We start from the raw sequence: 22751 nt of genomic DNA, 5'->3' as shown, positions 1-22751 counted from the left end.
GAATATTAATAGTATAATTAATAGTACTTATGTCAAAAATGTGTATAGAAATTAGGAAATAAAATATGGAAATTACTAGTATTAAAGATTTAATAGATCTTTTAAAAGATATTGATGAACCACAGTTAGGTTATAGCCGATTTTTTAGAGGGCATTCTGATAAAGAATGGGAATTGGAACCTAGCATATATAGGATTCCGAAAAAAGTTGAAGGTAAGCCTCAAGAAAGAGCATTTATAGAAAATGAGGATAATATTATTAGGGATGCTATTGTTAATAGCCCTAATGATTTTTCAGATCGAGATAGTATTTTTAGTACCTTAGTTAAATTACAGCATTATGGTTATCCAACTAGACTACTTGATTTAACAACTAATGCATTAGTTGCACTTTATTTTGCGACCCAATCCTTGGATGATAAGGATGATAAGGATGATAAGGATGATAAGGATGGAAAGTTGTATATTTTTGATATTCCAAATAGTGAGATTAAATATTTTGATAGTGATACGGTTTCTATTCTGTCAGCTTTATCATTAAGAAGAGAAAATTTTCGTATTGATGGCTATAAAAGTATGTCTAAAATGAATTCACAATTAGGTAAATTATATAGTGTTTGTGAATTATTTAAATCAAACAATTTAATACTATCAGACAGGGATTCTACTAAAATAAAAGAATTTTATTTTCATTTTAAAGATGATTTAATGATTAATCAAGAAATGGTTAGATTTGATGATAATAAAATTAATGAATTAGAGAAGTTTGTAAATGATTTAATTGAAAAATATCCTATTAATAATTTAGAACTTACATCATTAAGTGAATCTACTAAAAAAAACGCAATAGAACTTTTTAATAAGCAACCAAATATAGCTAGATTACTACATGATATTAGAAAAGACAAACCAAGTTTTTTGCCTGTAATTGAAAGCAAGGATCTTGAGAGAGTGATTTGTGTTAAATCTAAATTAGATAATAATCGAATCATTAGACAGCAAGGATGTTTTCTACTTTTTGGAATGAATAATTTTAAAAAGAATAAAGCTATTTTAGATGATAAATGGTTAAGAAAAGATAATCAAGGGAATGAAATTATTATCCCTAAAGATAAAAAGCAAAATATTTTAAATGAACTTAAGGTTTTTGGTATTAGCGAGAAAACACTATTTCCAGAATTAGAGTCTCAAGCTAAAGAAATTTTAGCTAAATATAAATAATAGAGAAAATATGCAAATTCAAAATATAAACTGGCAAAAAGTCGATCAATTACTTCCCGTCATTATCCAACACTTCCAAACCTGTGAAGTGTTGATGTTGGGTTATATGAACCAAGAGGCGTTAGACAAAACCTTAGCAGAAAAAGTGGTAACCTTTTATTCTCGCACCAAGCAACGCCTGTGGACGAAAGGGGAAACCTCAGGGCATTTTCTCAATGTGGTGGATATGAGCTTGGATTGTGATAACGACACCTTATTGATTTTGGTGAATCCAATTGGCGAAACCTGTCATACTGGGGCGGAAAGTTGTTTCCACCAGTTTGAAAGCCAATCGGAGGGCGAGTGGACGTGGTTTGCCAAGCTCGAACGAGAGCTTGCCGAGCGTAAAAATGCTGATCCAGAAACCTCCTATACCGCCAAACTCTACGCCAAAGGCACGAAAAAAATCGCCCAAAAAGTAGGGGAAGAAGGGGTTGAAACAGCATTAGCGCGGTGGCGAATGATAAAGCAGAATTGATTGGCGAAGTGGCGGATCTTGCCTACCACTTAACGGTGCTACTTCACGACCAAAATCTTGAATGGAGCGATGTCATCGCCAAGCTCAAAGAACGTCATCAGGGCATCGGGCTTCATCCGGAAGGTTCAAATAAATAACATAAGCGGTTAGATTTTGTAAAAAATTTGCAAAATTTGACCGCTTGCGTATAATGTGCCCCTCAAAATTGGTTGCCGAGTTCCCTTACCTCGGCTTTTTTATTTTTAAAAAGGAACAATATGAACTTTCAAATTGATTTTTCAGACGCACAAAAGCGTCGTTCTCTGGTTTTACTTTCCCTTTTCCATATCTTTATTATCGCGATCAGTAACTATTTGGTGCAGATTACTTTTGAGGTCAAGATTCCGTTTACCGATATTGTGATTCCAACCACGTGGGGTACGTTTACTTTCCCGTTTGTGTTTTTGGCGACGGATTTAACCGTACGAGTATTTGGTGCAAGTCTTGCCCGTAAAATTATTTTTGTCGGTATGTTGCCCGCGTTACTGATTAGTTATGTGATTTCGGTGTTGTTTTTTGAGACACAATTCCAAGGCTTTAATGCGTTAAACGAATTTAATCTGTTTGTGTTTCGCATTGCGCTGGCAAGTTTCTGTGCTTATGTAGTTGGGCAGTTATTGGATATTGTGGTGTTTAATCGCTTACGTCAGGGCAAAACGTGGTGGCTTGCGCCGATGTGTTCGACTATTTTCGGCACCTTGATTGATACCTTCGCTTTCTTTGCGGTGGCGTTTTATAAAAGCGATGATGCTTATATGGCGGAACATTGGTTCACCATCGGTACGGTGGACTATGCGTTTAAACTGTTTGTTAGCTTATTACTGTTTTTACCGCTCTATGGCGTGTTACTCAATTATTTAGTCAAAAAATTTAAACTGAAATAGTCGTTTGGGGATTATGCTGAAAAAAGGTATAATCCCCTTACTTTTTTCTGCGTATTTGCAAGAAAATTGAGAAATTTAACCGCTTGAATTAAGAAGAGAGAACAGTATGAGCAAGATTCCATTAAGAACCGAAGAAGAGATTGAGAAATTACGTGTCGCTTGTAAATTAGCCTCTGACGTATTGGTAATGATTGAGCCGTATGTGAAAGAAGGCGTAAGCACGGCAGAATTAGACCGCATTTGTCATGAATATATTGTAAACGAACAGCAGGCGATTCCAGCGTGTTTAAATTATCACGGCTTCCCGAATGCGACTTGTATTTCATTAAACGAAGTGGTGTGCCACGGTATTCCGAGTGCGGATCGTAAATTGAAAAAAGGCGATATTTTAAATATTGACGTAACGGTAATTAAAGATGGTTACTACGGCGACAATTCAAAAATGTATGTGGTCGGCGAGCCGAGCATTCGTGATAAGCGTTTAATTGAAGTGACGTTAGAATCGCTGTATATCGGTTTACGTACGGTAAAACCGGGCATTCGTTTAAAAGAAATCGGTAAAACCATTCAGCAATATGTAGAAAAACAAGGTTTCTCGGTGGTGCGTGAATACTGCGGTCACGGTATCGGTACCGAATTCCATTGTGATCCGCAAGTGCTTCACTATAACTCGGATGACGGCGGTGTGGTATTACAAGAAGGTATGGTGTTTACCATTGAGCCGATGGTGAATGCGGGTAAAAAAGAAATCCGTAATATGCCGGACGGTTGGACGGTGAAAACCAAAGATCGCGACCATTCAGCACAATTTGAACACCAAATCGTAGTGACTAAAGAGGGGTGTGAAATAATGACAATTCGTGATGAAGAAATTGCTGAAGGTCGCATTTCTCGCCTGATGAAAAATGTATAGTGAATAGATAACTCGCACGAGATAGCAATATGGCAACAAGTTTGAGCTTGTTGCCATATTTTTTAGCATTAAATATTTAATGCTTTACGTTGAGCATCAAGTAATTGATTAATTCCTTCGTGAGCGAGATCCAGTAATTGTAACAATTCCATATGTGAGAACGGTTCGCCTTCCGCAGTACCCTGTACTTCAACCAATCTACCGTCTTCGACCATCACCACATTCATATCTGTTTCGGCATTTGAGTCTTCAATATATTCCAAATCACATACCGCATTACCGTCCACGATACCGACAGAAATTGCCGCCACTAAACCTTTCATCGGATTTTCTTTCAGTACGCCGTCAGCGACTAATTTGCTCATCGCATCATGTAACGCTACACACGCACCGGTAATTGCCGCAGTACGAGTGCCACCGTCAGCTTGAATCACATCGCAATCAACTGTAATGGTACGTTCGCCAAGTGCTTTTAAATCGACCACTGCACGTAATGAGCGTGCGATCAGGCGCTGAATTTCCATGGTTCTGCCGCCTTGTTTGCCTTTTGCCGCTTCACGCCGCATACGGCTGTGAGTAGAGCGTGGCAACATACCGTATTCAGCGGTTACCCAACCTTGTTGTTGACCTTTTAAAAAGCGAGGAACGGTTTCTTCTACGGTTGCATTACATAAAACTTTAGTTTCGCCGAATTCAACTAAAACGGAACCTTCTGCATAACGAGTATAGTGACGAGTAATTTTTACTGGACGAACTTGATTCAGTTCACGATTATTTGGGCGCATGATTTCTTCCTTTTACTAAAAAATTTTCGCCATTTTAACAAATAAAACAGTACAATGTGATTTTTATTACCTCGGAAAATACGGAAATACACGGAAAGGTTTTTTGAAGGACTGCAAGCGGTTAAATTTTCCGAAAATTTTGCAAAAATCTTTCCGTGTTTTTCAGTGATATTCCGAGGTTAATTAACAAGAAGGAACACAAAATGATTTATAGTATGACCGCTTTCGCCCATTTAGAAATTAAAAAAGAATGGGGCAATGCCGTGTGGGAAATTCGCTCGGTGAATCAACGTTTTTTAGAAACTTATTTTCGTTTGCCGGAGCAATTCCGTAATTTAGAAATGACCTTGCGCGAGCGTTTACGTGCATCACTAACACGCGGAAAAGTGGAATGTAGTTTACGTATCGAATTAAGTAATAACCAAAATAGTGAATTGGCATTAAATAAAGAGTATGCGGAAAAGGTAATCAGCTCACTGCAAACTTTGCGTGGTATTGCTGGTGAGGGTGAGATCAACTTAGTGGATATTTTACGTTATCCGGGCGTGGTCGATACGCAAACACAAGATTTGGATCAAATCGGGCAAGACATGTTAGCCGGTTTCGAACAAATTTTAGCGGACTTTATTGCGATGCGTGGTCGTGAAGGTGCCAATTTACAAGCATTGATCCAACAGCGATTAGATACGATTGCCGAGATCGCAACCAAAGTGCAAGCACAAATGCCGGAAATTCTGCAATGGCAGAAAGATAAATTACAACAACGTTTTGATGAGCTGAATTTGCAATTAGATCCGCAACGTTTAGAGCAAGAAATGGTGTTAACCGCACAGCGTGTGGATGTGGCGGAAGAATTAGATCGCTTACAATTACACGTTAAAGAAACGACTAATGTCTTGAAAAAAGGCGGGGCGGTAGGTCGTAAATTAGACTTTATGATGCAAGAGCTAAATCGTGAATCTAATACGTTGGCATCAAAATCCATTAATGCGGACGTAACCAATTCGGCGGTTGAATTAAAAGTGTTAATCGAACAAATGCGTGAGCAAATTCAGAATTTAGAGTAGGTGTTTTTTATGACGTGTGAATGCAACAAAATCAGTAATAGCCACCCAGATCTCTGCGTGCAACTTTCTCAGTATCATTTAATTGAAATTGCAGGTGTGGATGCTGAGAAATATCTTCAAGGACAATTAACCTGTGATGTAGCGAAATTGGCAGAGGGAGAACATACCTTAACTTGCCATTGTGATCCGAAGGGCAAAATGAGTGCGTTAATCCGTTTATATCGTCAAGCGGCAGATAAATTTATCGCCATGATTCATGTGGATTTATTGCCGGAAGCACTTAACCAACTAAAAAAATATGCGGTGTTTTCTAAAGTCACTTTCACCGAATTAGATACGCCTATTTATGGGGTAACAAGCGGTGAGATTTTGGCAAAACTTCGCGAAAATACGACCGCTTTAGTCATTCCGCAAGGGCAAAAACGTGCGATTGTTTGGGGAGGAATGCTAGAAACTAACGCTGATAGCCAATTATGGGATTTAATCGACATTCAAGACGGGATTCCGATGTTGCTAAAAGCGAATCAATTTGAGTTGATTCCGCAGGCTACCAATTTACAAGCGGTCGAAAATGCGATTTCTTTTACCAAAGGTTGCTATATCGGACAAGAAACCGTAGCGCGTGCAAAATATCGTGGTGCGAATAAGCGAGCAATGTTTACTTTAGTCGGCAAATTTGAAGGTGAGGTGAGCTTACCGGAGATTGGTGGTTCGGTTGAAATGCGACTCGGTGAAAATTGGCGTGCAACCGGCACAATCCTAAATAGCGTGGCATACCAAAATAAACTTTGGTCGCAAGTGGTGATGAATAATGATGTTGAAGTGGATAGTGCATTTAGAATCAACGGCATTTCATTAGCGATTTGTGAGTTGCCTTACAGCTTTAAAGACGCATAATAAAAAACGGAGAATGAAGGTTCATTCTCCGTTTTTTTACATTTTATTTTTATATCTTGTCCGGGTGGTGAATCATCACAAATCTTTCCCATAACTCTTCTTGCGTTTCTTGATGTTCCGGATCCGGAATAATACAGTTAGTAATCGGGCAAACTTTTTGGCAGGTCGGCTTTTCATAATGTCCGACACATTCGGTACATAACACCGGATCAATCACGTACACATCATCGCCGATTGAAATTGCTTCATTCGGACATTCGGGTAAGCACATATCACAGTTGGTACATTTGTGGGTAATCAGTAAAGCCATAAATTCAACGTATTCTAAAAAGTGAGCGATTATACCTTTATAGTAGAAAATAGGAATGGGTTTTACATAGACTTGCAAAAATAAGCGATTAAATTTGTCACTTTTTGTATAAATTTAACCGCTTTTAGAGGCTAACCTTTTTGTTGTTCAAGATAAAGTACGGTTGCCGCAACACGAGAATGAACGTTTAATTTACGTAATAAATTGCGAATATGTACTTTGACCGTTTCTTCCGAAATAAATAATTGGCTGGCGATCTGTTTATTCGACATACCAGTTGCAATCCATTGTAAAACATCACGTTCACGATCAGTCAAAACGCTTAACGGATCATTTTCCGGACGGCGTTCTAATAAATGTTGCTTAACGCTTTCGCTTAATACTGTTTCACCTCGTGCCGCTTTACGGATATTCTCAACAAGTTCAGCGGTATCGCTATCTTTTAATAAATAACCGTCTACACCGGCATCCATTAAAGCAAAAATATCAGATTGTTCATCCGAAACCGTTAAAACGATAATTCTGCTGTCAATACCGTGTTTTCTTAAGGCGCGTAAGGTATCAAGGCCGGAAATTCCCTTCATATTCAAATCTAAAATAATTAAATCGGGATTAGTATCCAATGCGATATTCATTCCATCAGTACCATTACTAGCTTCACCAATGACAACAAAATTATCTTCTAATTCAAGAATTTGTCGCATACCTTGACGCATTAAAGGGTGATCATCAATTAATAGAATTTTATAAGGTTCGTTCATTTTTACCTCCAATGAAATGGTAGGAATTTTGCTTGTTATATTTAACTAATGCAAGTTACCCATTTTGGGTAATTCAGCTAATTTTTGATCTGTACCAAGTTATTGTCCAGTTGAATTTGTAAAACTTTTCAACTATTAGACCGCTTGTTCCGCTATAATAAGGCTAATTTTAGCTAAAAGAATGATAACAATGACAACTCAAATAACTTATTTTGCTACCGTCGCTCGTGGCTTTGAAGAAATGTTAAAAACAGAATTAGAGCAGATTTGCCAAGCCGAGTGCAAAGTTGCACAAGGCGGGGTGCATTTTACCACGACCCAACGCGGGGCATATCAGGCATTACTATACAGCCGTTTGGCTTCTCGTATCTTGTTACCTCTAGTAACAACCAAAATTTTTAGTGATCTGGATTTATACGCCACGATCGTCGGTATCAACTGGGCGGAAATTTTTGATCCTCGTGATACTTTCTTTGTCGATTTCAACGGGACGAACCGAGAGATCCGCAACACGCAATTCGGTGCGATGCGAGTAAAAGACGGTGTAGTAGATTATTTCGAACGTAAAGGCTTTGCTCGCCCGACAGTAGATAAAGATCATGCGGATATTCGAATTCACGTTTATCTCGACCGAGAAAATATGGTGGTATCGCTTGATTTAAGCGGCGATGCGTTACATATGCGTGGTTATCGTGAAGACACTGGTAAAGCACCATTACGTGAAACATTGGCGGCGACGATTATTCTTCGTTCCGGCTGGCAAAAAGGCACTCCGTTGGTTGATCCGATGTGCGGTTCCGGTACGTTATTGATTGAAGCGGCACAGATGCAAGCAGGGATTGCACCACAATTACACCGTAAACATTGGGGCTTTAATGCGTGGAAAGGACACCAACAAGCGGTATGGAAAGAGGTGCTGGAACAGGCCTATTTGCAACAAAATGAAGAAATTCAACCGCTTTTCTTTGGTTTCGATCTTGATCATCGTGTATTGGCTAAAGCAAAACAGAATGCGAAAAATGCCGGTGTAGCACATTTAATTCAATGGCAACAAGGTGATGTTGCGGCATTAAAAAATCCTTGCCCTGAACAAGTTGGTACCCTGATTTGTAACCCACCGTACGGTGAGCGTTTAGGTACGACTCCGGCGTTGATTGCACTTTATTCGGTATTCGGACAACGTTTAAAACAACAATTCAGTGGTTGGAACGCTTCTATTTTTAGTGGTGAGCCGGAATTATTGAACTGCTTACGTTTACGTTCGCACCGTCAATTCAAAGCGAAAAACGGTCCGTTAGACTGTTTACAAAAGAATTATCAAATTAGCGAACGCACAGTAGCAGAGCGACAAGCTGATGAACTTAAATTTGAACAGAATGCACAAGTTGCACCTGATTTCGCGAATCGTTTAGCGAAGAATATTAAGAAAATTGAAAAATGGGCGAAGCGACAAGGTATTAATGCGTACCGTTTATATGATGCGGATTTACCGGAATATAATTTAGCGGTTGATCGTTATGATGATCATATTGTGGTACAAGAGTATGCCGCACCGAAAAATATCGACGAACAAAAAGCTCGCCAACGTTTATTAGATGCCGTGTCTGCAACCCTGTATGTAACAGGTGTGGAAACCAATAAATTGGTTTTAAAAGTTCGCCAAAAGCAAAAAGGTACGAACCAATATGAGAAATTAGCTAATAAAGGTGATTATTTCTATGTAACCGAATACGGTGCAAAATTATGGGTAAATTTGACCGATTATCTTGATACTGGCTTATTCTTAGATCACCGTCTAACACGTAAGATGGTAGGGCAGATGGCAAAAGGCAAAACGTTCCTTAATCTTTTTGCTTACACCGGTTCAGCGACCATTCACGCCGCATTAAGTGGTGCGAAATCAACCACCACGGTGGATATGTCAAATACTTATCTGAATTGGGCGGAACAAAATTTAGAGCTAAATAATTTACCGCTACGTAATAACCGCTTATTCCAAGCCGATTGCTTACAATGGTTGGCGGAATGTCGAGAACGCTTTGAGTTGATTTTCGTTGATCCGCCAACGTTCTCAAATTCAAAACGCATGGAAGACAGTTGGGATGTTCAGCGCGATCATATTAAGCTAATGACACAGCTTAAACGCATTTTGACAGCGGACGGAACAATCGTATTCTCGAATAATAAACGTGGTTTTAAAATGGATTTCGAAGGCCTAACCGAATTAGGTTTACAAGCGGAAAATATTTCACATAAAACATTACCGCTTGATTTTGAGCGTAATCCACAAATCCATAACTGTTGGATTATTCGTCATATTGAAAATTAACAATGATGGAATACACAAGTGAGATTTGTGTATTCCATATTTTGATGGTAAATAAAAATGTTAGATATTGTTTTATATGAACCGGAAATCCCACAAAACAGCGGTAATATTATCCGTTTGTGTGCAAACTGTGGCTTTAGATTACATATGATTGAACCGCTAGGTTTTGCGTGGGATGATAAAAAGCTCCGCCGTTCCGGATTGGATTATCATGAGTTTGTCGATATTCAAAAATATAAGAATTTTGAAGATTTTCTAGAACGTGCCAAGCCAAAACGTCTATTTGCGCTGACAACTAAAGGTGAACCGAATCATAGTGAAGTGAGTTATGAATTAGGCGACTTCCTTATGTTTGGGCCGGAAAGCCGTGGTATCCCGATGGCGATTTTGGATAGCTTACCGATGTCGCAAAAAATCCGAGTACCAATGTGCAAAGACAGCCGCAGTATGAATTTATCCAATACGGTAGCTGTTGTTGTATATGAAGCATGGCGTCAATTCGGTTACCAAGGTTCTGTGCCGAGACAGCCAATTTAGCTTAGTGCTATCAAATGACAAGCGGTTAATTTTCCTTAAGAATTTGCAAATTATTCTAAGATATTGACCGCTTGCTTACCTAGTAGCATAAAAAAATCCCAAGCCTCAACTTGGGATTTTTGTTTTAATAATTCAGTAATTAAAGTTTAGCGACAAGCATTGCTTCTAATTTCTCAATATCTATTGCAAATTTACGGATACCTTCCGCTAATTTTTCAACAGCCATTGGGTCTTGGTTATGTTGCCAATAGAATTCCGCTTCTGTTAATGGTGCCGGACGAGTTTTCACTTCACCTTTATATTCTAATTTACGAACAAGTGGGGCATTGCTTTCTGCAAGTTCTTTTAATAACGGTGGAGCAATAGTTAAACGGTCACAACCTGCGATTTCGGTAATTTCACCTACGTTACGGAAACTTGCACCCATAACCACAGTTTGATAGCCATATTGTTTGTAGTAGTTATAGATATTCGTAACAGAAATTACACCCGGATCTTCTGCCGGTGCATATTCTTTTTTCTCTGTCGCTTTATACCAGTCTAAGATACGACCAACAAACGGAGAGATTAAGTAAACACCAGCTTCTGCACACGCACGAGCTTGTGCTTGAGAGAATAATAAGGTTAAGTTACAGTTGATACCTTCTTTCTCTAACACTTCCGCCGCACGAATACCTTGCCAAGTTGAAGCGATTTTAATCAGAATACGATCATTGCTAACGCCAGCTTCATTATAAAGCTTCATAATTTGGCGAGCTTTCTCAATAGTTGCTTCCGTATCGTAAGAAAGACGAGCATCAACTTCAGTTGAAATACGTCCCGGTACGATTTTAAGAATTTCTAAACCAATATTAACTGCTAACTTATCTTCCGCATCAATAAGTTGTTGGGCTTTATCATTACTTTTTGCTTTAGCGTAAGCCACTGCATCATCAATTAATGAAGCATATTGCGGTAATGCAGACGCACTTAAAATTAAAGACGGGTTAGTGGTTGCATCTTGCGGTTGATATTGTTTGATCGCTTCAATGTCACCAGTGTCTGCAACAACAACAGTCATTTCACGTAAAGCATCTAATTGACTCATAAAAGGTTCCTCTGTATATAAATAGATGAATAAGGATAATGACGTATATAATAACAGTAACTTCTCTAAAAAGTACGAATAATTTTGTGAGAGAGATCACAAAATTAGACATATAGTCAAAAGTTATCATGAAATCACTCAAAAATGTTCTTGTTTTGCTCAGTTTGAATAAATGTTGTGCGAAGTGTCAATTATTTTAAATTTTTTTGAAAAAAGTACTTGCAAGGATTTTAGATTTCTCTATAATGCACCACACACAACGACGCACTGTTGTGAACGATTTAAAATTGATTGCCAGTGCGTCGTTTCTTTTTGTTCTTTAACAATATATCAGACAATCTGTGTGGGCACTTGTTGATTGACTTGATTTTAAAAATATTATTTAAAACTTGAAGTCTTAATAGGTGCTTAAACTAGAAATTCATTTTTACTTTTAAAGTAATATGTAAACTTAGCTAAGCAGTTTATTGAGCGATTAAACTTTTTGAATTGAAGAGTTTGATCATGGCTCAGATTGAACGCTGGCGGCAGGCTTAACACATGCAAGTCGAACGGTAACAGGGATTAGCTTGCTAATTTGCTGACGAGTGGCGGACGGGTGAGTAATGCTTGGGAATCTGGCTCATGGAGGGGGATAACTACGGGAAACTGTAGCTAATACCGCGTAATATCTTCGGATTAAAGTGTGGGACCGCAAGGCCACATGCCATGAGATGAGCCCAAGTGGGATTAGGTAGTTGGTGGGGTAAAGGCCTACCAAGCCGACGATCTCTAGCTGGTCTGAGAGGATGACCAGCCACACTGGAACTGAGACACGGTCCAGACTCCTACGGGAGGCGACAGTGGGGAATATTGCACAATGGGGGGAACCCTGATGCGACCATGCCGCGTGAATGAAGAAGGCCTTCGGGTTGTAAAGTTCTTTCGGTAGCGAGGAAGGTATCAAATTTAATAGATTTGGTAATTGACGTTAACTACAGAAGAAGCACCGGCTAACTCCGTGCCAGCGTACCGCGGTAATACGGAGGGTGCGAGCGTTAATCGGAATAACTGGGCGTAAAGGGCACGCAGGCGGTTGATTAAGTGAGATGTGAAAGCCCCGGGCTTAACCTGGGAATTGCATTTCATACTGGTCAACTAGAGTACTTTAGGGAGGGGTAGAATTCCACGTGTAGCGGTGAAATGCGTAGAGATGTGGAGGAATACCGAAGGCGAAGGCGACCCCTTGGGAATGTACTGACGCTCATGTGCGAAAGCGTGGGGAGCAAACAGGATTAGATACCCTGGTAGTCCACGCTGTAAACGCTGTCGATTTGGGGATTGGACTTTAAGTTTGGTGCCCGAAGCTAACGTGATAAATCGACCGCCTGGGGAGTACGGCCGCAAGGTTAAAACTCAAATGAATTGACGGGGGCCCGCACAAGCGGTGGAGCATGTGGTTTAATTCGATGCAACGCGAAGAACCTTACCTACTCTTGACATCCAAAGAAGAACTCAGAGATGAGTTTGTGCCTTCGGGAACTTTGAGACAGGTCTTTGCATGGCTGTCGTCAGCTCGTGTTGTGAAATGTTGGGTTAAGTCCCGCAACGAGCGCAACCCTTATCCTTTGTTGCCAGCGGTTCGGCCGGGAACTCAAAGGAGACTGCCAGTGATAAACTGGAGGAAGGTGGGGATGACGTCAAGTCATCATGGCCCTTACGAGTAGGGCTACACACGTGCTACAATGGCGTATACAGAGGGAAGCAATATGGCGACATGGAGCGAATCTCACAAAGTACGTCTAAGTCCGGATTGGAGTCTGCAACTCGACTCCATGAAGTCGGAATCGCTAGTAATCGCAAATCAGAATGTTGCGGTGAATACGTTCCCGGGCCTTGTACACACCGCCCGTCACACCATGGGAGTGGGTTGTACCAGAAGTAGATAGCTTAACCGCAAGGGGGGCGTTTACCACGGTATGATTCATGACTGGGGTGAAGTCGTAACAAGGTAACCGTAGGGGAACCTGCGGTTGGATCACCTCCTTACCAAGAATTGAGCGACTGCAAGTGTTCACACAGATTGTTTGATAGAAGAAGACGAAAACGGATATTATCCGGCATCCTTTTGGGTCTGTAGCTCAGGTGGTTAGAGCGCACCCCTGATAAGGGTGAGGTCGGTGGTTCAAGTCCACTCAGACCCACCACTCTAAATGAGTGAAAGCTGAAAGGAGAGGGGGGATATCAGTCATGATATATGGGGATATAGCTCAGCTGGGAGAGCGCCTGCCTTGCACGCAGGAGGTCAGCGGTTCGATCCCGCTTATCTCCACCAATCATCATGACTAAGTGAATAAGTAAAAGATTTGTTTATTTAGTCATGATGATAAGTCAAATTATTGTCTTAAATTGTTCTTTAAAAAATTGGAAACAAGCTGAAAAACTGAGAGATTTTTCAAGTTCGTTAAAGCGAAAGCGATAACGAATACATTGAAAGTCTGAGTAGTTAAAAAATCTTGACTGAACAAAAGCAGTCAAGTGTTTAGTTTAAAAACTGACGTTAAATGTGAAGTTTGAAAGAATAAGAACATTTGAGGTTGTATAGTTAAGTGACTAAGCGTACACGGTGGATGCCTTGGCAATCAGAGGCGAAGAAGGACGTGCTAATCTGCGAAAAGCTTGGATGAGTTGATAAGAAGCGTTTAATCCAAGATATCCGAATGGGGAAACCCAGTAGATGAAGAATCTACTATTATTAAGTGAATACATAGCTTAATAAGGCAAACCGGGAGAACTGAAACATCTAAGTACCCCGAGGAAAAGAAATCAACCGAGATTCTGTGAGTAGCGGCGAGCGAAAGCGGAGGAGCCTTCAAACGATAGCATTCGATTTAGGAGAATGAGCTGGGAAGCTCAACGACACAGGGTGATAGTCCCGTATTCGAAAAATTGATAGTGGTACTAAGTTTGAGATAAGTAGGGCGGGACACGAGAAATCCTGTTTGAAGATGGGGGGACCATCCTCCAAGGCTAAATACTCCTGATTGACCGATAGTGAACCAGTACTGTGAAGGAAAGGCGAAAAGAACCCCAGTGAGGGGAGTGAAATAGAACCTGAAACCGTGTACGTACAAGCAGTGGGAGCCTCTTTGTGGGGTGACTGCGTACCTTTTGTATAATGGGTCAGCGACTTATATTTTGTAGCGAGGTTAACTGAATAAGGGAGCCGAAGGGAAACCGAGTCTTAACTGGGCGATTGAGTTGCAAGGTATAGACCCGAAACCCGGTGATCTAGCCATGGGCAGGTTGAAGATTGGGTAACACTAATTGGAGGACCGAACCGACTAATGTTGAAAAATTAGCGGATGACTTGTGGCTGGGGGTGAAAGGCCAATCAAACCGGGAGATAGCTGGTTCTCCCCGAAATCTATTTAGGTAGAGCCTTGAGCGGACACCTTCGGGGGTAGAGCACTGTTTCGGCTAGGGGTCCATCCCGGATTACCAACCCGATGCAAACTGCGAATACCGAAGAGTGATACTCAGGAGACACACGGTGGGTGCTAACGTCCATCGTGGAGAGGGAAACAACCCAGACCGCCAGCTAAGGTCCCAAAGTACTAGTTAAGTGGGAAACGAAGTGGGAAGGCTTAGACAGCTAGGATGTTGGCTTAGAAGCGACCACCATTTAAAGAAAGCGTAATAGCTCACTAGTCGAGTCGGCCTGCGCGGAAGATGTAACGGGGCTAAAACTAGTCACCGAAGCTGCGGCATCAATGGAAACATTGTTGGGTAGGGGAGCGTTCTGTAAGCGGATGAAGCTGAATTGAGAAGTTTGGTGGACGTATCAGAAGTGCGAATGCTGACATAAGTAACGACAAAACGAGTGAAAAACTCGTTCGCCGGAAGACCAAGGGTTCCTGTCCAACGTTAATCGGGGCAGGGTGAGTCGGCCCCTAAGGCGAGGCTGAAAAGCGTAGTCGATGGGAAACGGGTTAATATTCCCGTACTTGGTATAACTGCGATGTGGGGACGGAGAAGGTTAGGTTATCAGACTGTTGGATGTCTGTTTAAGCCGGTAGGTGGGAATTTTAGGCAAATCCGGAATTCCGTTAACACCGAGAAGTGATGACGAGTCTCTACGGAGATGAAGTAACCGATACCACGCTTCCAGGAAAAGCCACTAAGCTTCAGGTTATACTAAACCGTACTATAAACCGACACAGGTGGTCAGGTAGAGAATACTCAGGCGCTTGAGAGAACTCGGGTGAAGGAACTAGGCAAAATAGCACCGTAACTTCGGGAGAAGGTGCGCCGGCGTAGATTGTAAGCGTTTACCGCTGAAGGTTGAACCGGTCGAAGATACCAGCTGGTCGCAACTGTTTATTAAAAACACAGCACTCTGCAAACACGAAAGTGGACGTATAGGGTGTGATGCCTGCCCGGTGCTGGAAGGTTAATTGATGGTGTTATCGAAAGAGAAGCTCCTGATCGAAGCCCCAGTAAACGGCGGCCGTAACTATAACGGTCCTAAGGTAGCGAAATTCCTTGTCGGGTAAGTTCCGACCTGCACGAATGGCATAATGATGGCCAGGCTGTCTCCACCCGAGACTCAGTGAAATTGAAATCGCCGTGAAGATGCGGTGTACCCGCGACTAGACGGAAAGACCCCGTGAACCTTTACTATAGCTTGACACTGAACATTGAATTTTGATGTGTAGGATAGGTGGGAGCCTTTGAAGCAGTCACGCCAGTGATTGTGGAGGCATCCTTGAAATACCACCCTTTAACGTTTGATGTTCTAACGAAGATTGCGGAACGCGGTCTCGGACAGTGTCTGGTGGGTAGTTTGACTGGGGCGGTCTCCTCCCAAAGAGTAACGGAGGAGCACGAAGGTTTGCTAATCACGGTCGGACATCGTGAGGTTAGTGCAATGGTATAAGCAAGCTTAACTGCGAGACAGACAAGTCGAGCAGGTGCGAAAGCAGGTCATAGTGATCCGGTGGTTCTGAATGGAAGGGCCATCGCTCAACGGATAAAAGGTACTCCGGGGATAACAGGCTGATACCGCCCAAGAGTTCATATCGACGGCGGTGTTTGGCACCTCGATGTCGGCTCATCACATCCTGGGGCTGAAGTAGGTCCCAAGGGTATGGCTGTTCGCCATTTAAAGTGGTACGCGAGCTGGGTTTAGAACGTCGTGAGACAGTTCGGTCCCTATCTGCCGTGGGCGTTGGAGAATTGAGAGGGGCTGCTCCTAGTACGAGAGGACCGGAGTGGACGCATCACTGGTGTTCCAGTTGTCTCGCCAGAGGCACTGCTGGGTAGCTACATGCGGAAGAGATAAGTGCTGAAAGCATCTAAGCACGAAACTTGCCTCAAGATGAGTTCTCCCCGACTATAAGTCGGTAAGGGTTGTTGGAGACTACGACGTAGATAGGTGTGGTGTGTAAGCGTAGTGATACGTTGAGCTAACACATACTAATTGCCCGAGAGGCTTAACTATACAACGCTCAAGTGTTTTTGGGCATGAAGGCTAAAGACTAGAAAATCAGTAGCGACTTGTTTCGAATTTAAAGTGCGAATAAAAAGCAGATAAAGAACAAAGACAAAGAAAGAAGACAAAAGGCATCAACAGAATATTCTGGCGACCAGAGTGCTGTGGCTCTACCTGATTCCATTCCGAACTCAGAAGTAAAACGCAGTAACGCCGATGGTAGTGTGGGGTTTCCCCATGTGAGAGTAGGGCATCGCCAGATTGAATTTAGTGCGAAAGCAAAGACAAAGAAGTAAGAGAACCCCAGAGTTAGTGATAGCTTTGGGGTTTTTGCTTTTCAAAATAAAATCAAAAGAAAAATAAATTATTAATGTAGTGAATCTAATGTTTTGCAAAATTTATTCAAAATCTCACTGCTTGTTATTCCCCTCAAATTTAACTTTTCTAACCAGAAAACTAAAATTTTAAAAGCAGTATATTGCTTTTATTTCCTATTGACATAGGAAATAAAATAATACGGTTAAAGCATTTTATGGATTTGATTTTTTATTTTTTACTTTTGGGTTAATAAGAAAGTAATCTTAACAGAGCTAACCAAGTCCCCAGCGTTGCAAAAAATCGTAAAAATCAGACTGCTTGCCACTCCCCTAAATTAATTTTCCCAGCTAAAAAATCCAAAATTTTCAAAGCAGTATACTGCTTTTACTTCCTATTGACATAGGAAGTAAAACAATACTAGTTAAACAATTTTTATGGAGATAGTATGGATTTGGAAGATTTTAAATATCATGTCGATAGACTGATGACAAGTGCGACTAAAACTATTCTTGATGAAGAACATTTGGGGGTAATGTATCAAACAAAAACTTTTTTACTTGAAGTTGGCTATCCTAAAGATGAGTGTGAAAAAATAGTAAGGAGAGAAATTAAAAAGTGCCCTTTTTTTGTCGTGGAATATGCTTTTGATACGAATTCACTACAGTTAACCGTTTCTCGCAAAAGTATTGCGGATATTGATGATTAGTGGATGAATAATAATGAGGATTTATCATTTAATAAGCATATTAATGTGGAGTAACTTTGGGGGGGATTTATGATTAAATGTTTACGAGATTTTATGTATAGCATATCTATAGTGTTTTCAGTTTTTTTACTTCAAGGCTGTGTTTCTCTTCCTTATTCTCCGCCGACTGGATTGCATATTCAATATAATTCATTTCCAGAATCAGCTAAATTGGTTTGTGAAAACGGTCAGGGTGGCTTTCAAGATTTTGGATATACACCAACTACTTTACGCTATGACATTCCGGAACAAGGGGTACAAATAGGCTTTGTTCAAACGCCTCTTTGTAAAGCTATTTGGGTGAGTGGTGCTGAAGCTGAGTACCAAAACCGTTATGCGGTACAATCAAACTATGGAAGTTATACAAATAGTGTATCAAATAAAAAGGCTACTACTACTGATATCCAATTTGATGTTCAGAGAAAACATAACTGTCGCTATGCAAGCTCAAGCTAGTGCCATTCGACACGCTTCTAGTTCTCAGCAATCTTTGGGTTTTGGTACTCCATTTTCAACCCCAAAAATAACCTATTATAATCAGTATGGCTCAATGACCAATTGTCGAACTTATTAATCTAGATGATAATAAATCAATTTTTTAGTTTCTTTATAATGAAGGTTTTTAAGCCTGTAGTAGTTTTAGGCATACTAGACAAAATAATCATAATTTTGCCTAGTATGGTTTAAAAATAACTAGAAATTTCTAGCTGTTTTATTAATTTAAGATGATAAATATTATTTTTGATTCTGAGCTAATTTTAAAGAGGTCGCTTCATTCGCTTCTTGTAATACTGAAGCCAAATTATCGCCTCCGGCGACCGCTACCGTAGCGACGAATGCGCCCTCAACTAGCGGTGCATAACTAATTACCACTTTTTCCGCTTTCTCTGGCTCAAGTAAATCAATTGCGGTTTCCGCACTTAAAATCGCACTACCGAGATCAACAAAGATCACCACACCGTCTTCGCTGAATACTTCTTCAATCGCATTCATAATTTTTACTGCATCCGTACCAATCGGATTATCCGGATCATCAATACCGGCGACTACTGCGATTTGACATGCGCCTTGTGCCATTTGGCGGGTAATTTCTGCTACGCCTTCTCCAAGCTGTTTACTATGTGAAACAATCACTAAATTAACCATAACAACTCCTATTTAACTGCTTCCGCTAAGGCTTTAATAAGATAATAACTCGAAGTTGCACCGGGATCGGCGTGACCGATACTGCGTTCGCCTAAATAGCTGGCACGTCCTTTTTTGGCCATCATCGGTACGGTTGCATTTGCAAAAATTTCAGCTTTTTCAACCGCTTGGTTAAGTAGAACAGATTCAGTTTGGGAGTGATCCGCTTGTGCTAATTCATCAAGTAACGGAAGCCAAACATCACACATGGTTTTATCGTCCAGTTCTGCACGTCCACGAGCGATAATACCTTCTACACCGGCTTTGAAGACGCTAACAAGTTCTTCAAAGGTAAGTCGCTCTTTACCATTGGCAACTTGTGAACCTTTAATGAATAAAGTGCCGTATAAAGGCCCGCTCGCACCGCCGACTTGAGAGAGTAATGTCATTCCGACCGTTTTTAAGATCGTGCCGATATCTTTATCACTTACCGTAGCAACTTTTTCTAACGCCTTGCTAAAACCACGTTGCATATTTAAGCCGTGATCACCGTCACCGATTTCGGTATCCAGTTGTGTGAGGAAATCTCGTTGTTCGCTCATCACTTGATTACAATTTTCAAGCCATTGCAGAATTTGTTGTTTTGAAATCGCCATTTTATTCTCCCCAACGTAATGCAGGTGTATTAACCGGTGCATCCCAAAGTGCTAAGGTTTCATCATCGACTTTTAGTAAGGTAATGGAAACACCTTGCATATCGAGTGAGGTGCAGAATGAACCGACCAAATTACGCTCAATCGTTAAACCGAATTGTTCGCAACAATCTGCAAGCACATTGTAAACACCATATAATTCTGAAAGCGGTACTGCACCTAAGTTATTCACTAACGCAATCACACGATCGCCTTTTTGTAATGCTTGTTTTTTATCTAACACTTCGTTCCATTGTTGAGTATCGTTATCCCAACGGCGTACAGTCCGCTCATAATCACCGTGTGCAATTAAGGTTTCAAACATTTGGCGTACGGTTTTATCCAGATTTTCAAACGGACGGCGTTCAATACCCGGTTCACCGTGAATCCCTACGCCAAATTCCATTTCGTTTTCGGCTAAAGTGAAAGACGGCTTACCTGTCGCCGGTACGGTACAAGCACCAAGTGCAATGCCAATCGAATGTCCGGCATTATTTAACTTATAACCTAACTCGGCTAATTGTGATAAGTTGTAGCCTTTATCTTAAGCCGCGCCTAATAGTTTTTCTAATAACACGGTATTGGCAACCCCTCGGCGACCGGCGGTATATAAGCTGTCTTTGACCGCTACGTCATCATCAACAAGTACGGTTGCGACTTTTACGCCACTATCGGCAAGAAGTTCGGTGGCAGTTTCAAAATTTAAAACGTCACCGGTATAATTTTTAATAAGTAATAACACACCTTCGCCACTATCAACATTTAAACCACATTCAAACATTTGATCAGGGGTCGGAGAGGTAAAAATCGCCCCCGGGCAAGCACCGTCTAACATTCCCTTACCAACAAATCCGGCGTGCATTGGTTCGTGTCCGCTTCCGCCACCGGAAATCAATGCCACTTTACCGGCAACCGGTGCGTCAGCTCGGCGTACATAAGTCGGCTCAGTGTTTAGAACTAGAGTCGAATGAGCTTTGGCAAAACCGGCTAATTGTTCTTGTAAGACAGCTTCGATTGAATTGATAAGTTTTTTCATAGACGGATATCCTTTTAAAAGAAGAATTTGTCCCAATTTAACCAAAATTCGAAGCGAATTTCTGTTAGTCGCTTCACAAAATCGAAAAAAAGATGAGTGAAAACGAAAATAGAGTTAGCGGTAAATTTACGCTAAAATAGCAACGATATTTATTGATAAGGATTACATCATGACAGTTAAACACGCAAAACTTTTAATTTTAGGCTCAGGCCCGGCGGGCTATACCGCCGCTGTTTATGCCGCTCGTGCGAATTTAAATCCGGTATTGGTAACCGGTATGCAACAAGGCGGTCAATTAACCACCACCGATGAAATTGAAAACTGGCCGGGAGAATATGAGCATACCACCGGTACCGGCTTAATGGATAAAATGCTGAAACACGCTGAAAAATTTAACACGGAAATTGTTTTCGACCATATCAACAGCGTAGATTTATCTAAACGTCCGTTTACTTTAAAAGGTGATATTAATACCTTTACCTGTGATGCGTTAATTATCGCAACCGGTGCATCGGCAAAATATTTAGGCTTACCTTCTGAAGAAGCTTTTAAAGGCAAAGGCGTGTCAGCTTGTGCAACTTGTGACGGGTTCTTCTACCGTAACAAACCGGTTGCGGTTGTTGGTGGCGGCAATACTGCCGTTGAAGAAGCGTTATATTTAGCCAATATCGCTAGCGAAGTACATTTAGTACACCGCCGTGATAGCTTCCGTGCCGAGAAAATTTTATTAGGCCGCTTACAGAAACGTGTGGAAGAAGGCAAAATCATTCTTCACACCGACAGAACGGTCGAAGAAGTGTTAGGCGATAATATGGGCGTAACCGGTGTACGTTTAGCTTCAACCAAAGACGAGAGCAAAGAAGAAATTAAAGTGGACGGCTTCTTTGTCGCGATCGGTCACGCACCGAATACCGCAATTTTTGACGGTCAGCTTGAATTGGATAACGGTTACATTAAAGTGAAATCGGGCTTAGAAGGCAATGCGACCGCAACTAGCGTAGAAGGCGTATTTGTCGCAGGTGATGTTATGGATCATAACTATCGCCAAGCAATCACTTCAGCAGGTACAGGCTGTATGGCGGCGTTAGATGCAGAACGTTTCTTAGATGCGTTAGAAGCCTAAATATTTTGCGGAACATCGGTTCCATTCAAACAAGCGGTTAAATTTCACAAGAATTTTGCCATGTGGATTCGAGCGGATGTTTCGTGTTTTTTATAAAGGAAATGTTATGAATTTTACTGTGATTATCCCGGCTCGTTACGCCTCAAGCCGCTTACCTCGTAAACCGCTGTTAGATATTGCCGGCAAACCGATGATTCAGCACGTATGGGAAAAAGTGCAACAAGCCGGTGCAACCCGGGTGATTATTGCGACCGACCATCCGGAGATTGAAGCAACCGCCAAAGCATTTGGTGCGGAAGTGTGCATGACTTCGGATCAACATAATTCAGGCACGGAACGTTTAGCAGAAGTGATTGAAAAGATGCAGATTGCCGATGATGAAATTATCGTGAATGTACAAGGTGATGAGCCGTTGATCCCGCCGGTGATCGTTTCACAGGTGGCGGAAAATTTAGATCGTTGCCAAGTGAATATGGCGACATTAGCGGTAAAATTAACCACCAAAGAAGAACTTTTCAATCCGAATGCCGTCAAAGCGCTGGCAGATAAAAACGGTATGGCACTCTATTTCTCTCGTGCGCCGATTCCGTTTGCTCGTGATCATTTCGCAGACTGTGATGACACTTTTGTTGCAAACCAAAATTACTTACGCCATATCGGAATCTACGCATACCGTGCCGGCTTTGTGAAACAATATGTGGCTTGGCAACCGACGCAATTAGAACAATTGGAATCGTTAGAGCAACTACGTGCGTTATGGTACGGAGAAAAAATTCATATCGAACTTGCCAAACAAGCACCTCAGGTAGGGGTGGATACGCAAGAAGATTTGGAACGTGTTCGCCGAATTCTGGCTTAGAATCGGCAGAAACAAGCGGTCAAAATTGCAAAAA

Annotated in this window: 17 protein-coding genes, 2 tRNA genes, 3 rRNA genes and 2 pseudogenes; 17 read left to right on the top strand and 7 right to left on the bottom strand. The window is 41.3% G+C overall.

The window, feature by feature from the left end; translation table 11 throughout:
* Positions 1-65 precede the first annotated feature (65 nt).
* The 4 genes and pseudogenes from NYR89_RS06710 (at position 66) to map (ending at position 3573) form a co-directional block, all read left to right on the top strand.
* The gene (locus NYR89_RS06710; RefSeq protein ID WP_279445214.1) at positions 66-1220 is read left to right on the top strand and encodes an FRG domain-containing protein; all 1155 of its coding nucleotides are present in this window, start codon (positions 66-68) and stop codon (positions 1218-1220) included.
* Positions 1221-1230: 10 nt separating this feature from the next.
* A pseudogene (gene hisIE / locus NYR89_RS06705) lies at positions 1231-1874 on the top strand (bifunctional phosphoribosyl-AMP cyclohydrolase/phosphoribosyl-ATP diphosphatase HisIE).
* Between the two features lie 120 nt (positions 1875-1994).
* On the top strand, positions 1995-2660 hold the full coding sequence (locus NYR89_RS06700) for a 7-cyano-7-deazaguanine/7-aminomethyl-7-deazaguanine transporter (protein WP_015674525.1): 666 nt from the start codon (positions 1995-1997) through the stop codon (positions 2658-2660).
* A gap of 106 nt (positions 2661-2766) precedes the next feature.
* Positions 2767-3573 (top strand): type I methionyl aminopeptidase, encoded by an 807-nt coding sequence (gene map, locus NYR89_RS06695; RefSeq protein ID WP_279445213.1) that lies wholly within the window; start codon positions 2767-2769, stop codon positions 3571-3573.
* Positions 3574-3641: 68 nt separating this feature from the next.
* Here map and rph read toward each other — a convergent pair whose 3' ends face one another.
* On the bottom strand, positions 3642-4358 hold the full coding sequence (gene rph / locus NYR89_RS06690) for a ribonuclease PH (RefSeq protein WP_279445212.1): 717 nt from the start codon (positions 4356-4358) through the stop codon (positions 3642-3644).
* A 203-nt stretch (positions 4359-4561) separates the two neighbouring features.
* On the opposite strand from rph, the gene NYR89_RS06685 reads away from it, so the two are divergent.
* Positions 4562-5425, top strand: a complete 864-nt coding sequence (locus NYR89_RS06685) for a YicC/YloC family endoribonuclease (RefSeq protein ID WP_279445211.1) — start codon at positions 4562-4564, stop codon at positions 5423-5425.
* A 9-nt stretch (positions 5426-5434) separates the two neighbouring features.
* Positions 5435-6322, top strand: coding sequence for a CAF17-like 4Fe-4S cluster assembly/insertion protein YgfZ (ygfZ, locus tag NYR89_RS06680; protein ID WP_279445210.1), 888 nt, complete (start codon positions 5435-5437; stop codon positions 6320-6322).
* A gap of 49 nt (positions 6323-6371) precedes the next feature.
* Here ygfZ and NYR89_RS06675 read toward each other — a convergent pair whose 3' ends face one another.
* Positions 6372-6632 carry a YfhL family 4Fe-4S dicluster ferredoxin gene (locus NYR89_RS06675; protein ID WP_005614274.1) on the bottom strand — a complete coding sequence of 87 codons (261 nt, stop codon included), beginning with the start codon at positions 6630-6632 and terminating at the stop codon, positions 6372-6374.
* A 131-nt stretch (positions 6633-6763) separates the two neighbouring features.
* On the bottom strand, positions 6764-7393 hold the full coding sequence (locus NYR89_RS06670; protein WP_279445209.1) for a response regulator: 630 nt from the start codon (positions 7391-7393) through the stop codon (positions 6764-6766).
* Positions 7394-7583: 190 nt separating this feature from the next.
* Between NYR89_RS06670 and rlmKL the strand changes: the two genes are divergently transcribed.
* Positions 7584-9722 carry a bifunctional 23S rRNA (guanine(2069)-N(7))-methyltransferase RlmK/23S rRNA (guanine(2445)-N(2))-methyltransferase RlmL gene (gene rlmKL, locus NYR89_RS06665; protein WP_279445208.1) on the top strand — a complete coding sequence of 713 codons (2139 nt, stop codon included), beginning with the start codon at positions 7584-7586 and terminating at the stop codon, positions 9720-9722.
* A 57-nt stretch (positions 9723-9779) separates the two neighbouring features.
* Entirely contained in the window at positions 9780-10259 is a 480-nt protein-coding gene (gene trmL, locus NYR89_RS06660; RefSeq protein WP_005600016.1) for a tRNA (uridine(34)/cytosine(34)/5-carboxymethylaminomethyluridine(34)-2'-O)-methyltransferase TrmL, read from the top strand.
* 139 nt (positions 10260-10398) lie between these two features.
* Here the strand turns inward: trmL and tal are convergent, their stop codons facing one another.
* A complete protein-coding gene (gene tal / locus NYR89_RS06655) occupies positions 10399-11346 on the bottom strand; it encodes a transaldolase (protein ID WP_279445207.1) in 948 nt (315 codons plus the stop codon).
* A gap of 486 nt (positions 11347-11832) precedes the next feature.
* On the opposite strand from tal, the gene NYR89_RS06650 reads away from it, so the two are divergent.
* From NYR89_RS06650 to NYR89_RS06620, 7 genes are all read left to right on the top strand, one after another.
* Positions 11833-13374: ribosomal RNA gene (locus NYR89_RS06650) — 16S ribosomal RNA — on the top strand.
* Positions 13375-13455: 81 nt separating this feature from the next.
* Positions 13456-13532 (top strand) — tRNA-Ile (locus NYR89_RS06645).
* A 52-nt stretch (positions 13533-13584) separates the two neighbouring features.
* A tRNA-Ala gene (locus NYR89_RS06640) sits at positions 13585-13660 on the top strand.
* A gap of 268 nt (positions 13661-13928) precedes the next feature.
* Positions 13929-16828, top strand: a 23S ribosomal RNA gene (locus NYR89_RS06635).
* Positions 16829-16965: 137 nt separating this feature from the next.
* Positions 16966-17081: ribosomal RNA gene (rrf, locus tag NYR89_RS06630) — 5S ribosomal RNA — on the top strand.
* Together the 16S, 23S and 5S rRNA genes with 2 tRNA genes alongside form the textbook arrangement of a ribosomal RNA operon.
* Positions 17082-17582: 501 nt before the next feature.
* Positions 17583-17843, top strand: a complete 261-nt coding sequence (locus tag NYR89_RS06625; protein WP_279445206.1) for a hypothetical protein — start codon at positions 17583-17585, stop codon at positions 17841-17843.
* Between the two features lie 69 nt (positions 17844-17912).
* Positions 17913-18338 (top strand): hypothetical protein, encoded by a 426-nt coding sequence (locus NYR89_RS06620; protein WP_279445205.1) that lies wholly within the window; start codon positions 17913-17915, stop codon positions 18336-18338.
* Between the two features lie 279 nt (positions 18339-18617).
* Here the strand turns inward: NYR89_RS06620 and dhaM are convergent, their stop codons facing one another.
* From dhaM to dhaK, 3 genes and pseudogenes are all read right to left on the bottom strand, one after another.
* Positions 18618-19028, bottom strand: a complete 411-nt coding sequence (gene dhaM, locus NYR89_RS06615) for a dihydroxyacetone kinase phosphoryl donor subunit DhaM (protein WP_279445204.1) — start codon at positions 19026-19028, stop codon at positions 18618-18620.
* An 8-nt stretch (positions 19029-19036) separates the two neighbouring features.
* Positions 19037-19663: a dihydroxyacetone kinase subunit DhaL gene (gene dhaL / locus NYR89_RS06610; RefSeq protein ID WP_279445203.1), complete on the bottom strand. Its 627-nt coding sequence runs from the start codon at positions 19661-19663 to the stop codon at positions 19037-19039.
* A gap of 1 nt (position 19664) precedes the next feature.
* Positions 19665-20735 (bottom strand): annotated as a pseudogene (dhaK, locus tag NYR89_RS06605) (dihydroxyacetone kinase subunit DhaK).
* A 169-nt stretch (positions 20736-20904) separates the two neighbouring features.
* On the opposite strand from dhaK, the gene trxB reads away from it, so the two are divergent.
* A complete protein-coding gene (trxB, locus tag NYR89_RS06600) occupies positions 20905-21858 on the top strand; it encodes a thioredoxin-disulfide reductase (protein ID WP_279445202.1) in 954 nt (317 codons plus the stop codon).
* A 106-nt stretch (positions 21859-21964) separates the two neighbouring features.
* Positions 21965-22717 (top strand): 3-deoxy-manno-octulosonate cytidylyltransferase, encoded by a 753-nt coding sequence (gene kdsB, locus NYR89_RS06595; protein WP_279445201.1) that lies wholly within the window; start codon positions 21965-21967, stop codon positions 22715-22717.
* The last annotated feature ends 34 nt before the right edge of the window (positions 22718-22751 follow it).

Origin of the sequence: Actinobacillus arthritidis, assembly GCF_029774155.1 — a bacterium.
GTDB classification, from domain to species: domain Bacteria; phylum Pseudomonadota; class Gammaproteobacteria; order Enterobacterales; family Pasteurellaceae; genus Actinobacillus; species Actinobacillus arthritidis.
Note: the sequence above shows the minus strand (reverse complement) of the source record. Positions and strands in the feature narration are given on the sequence as shown.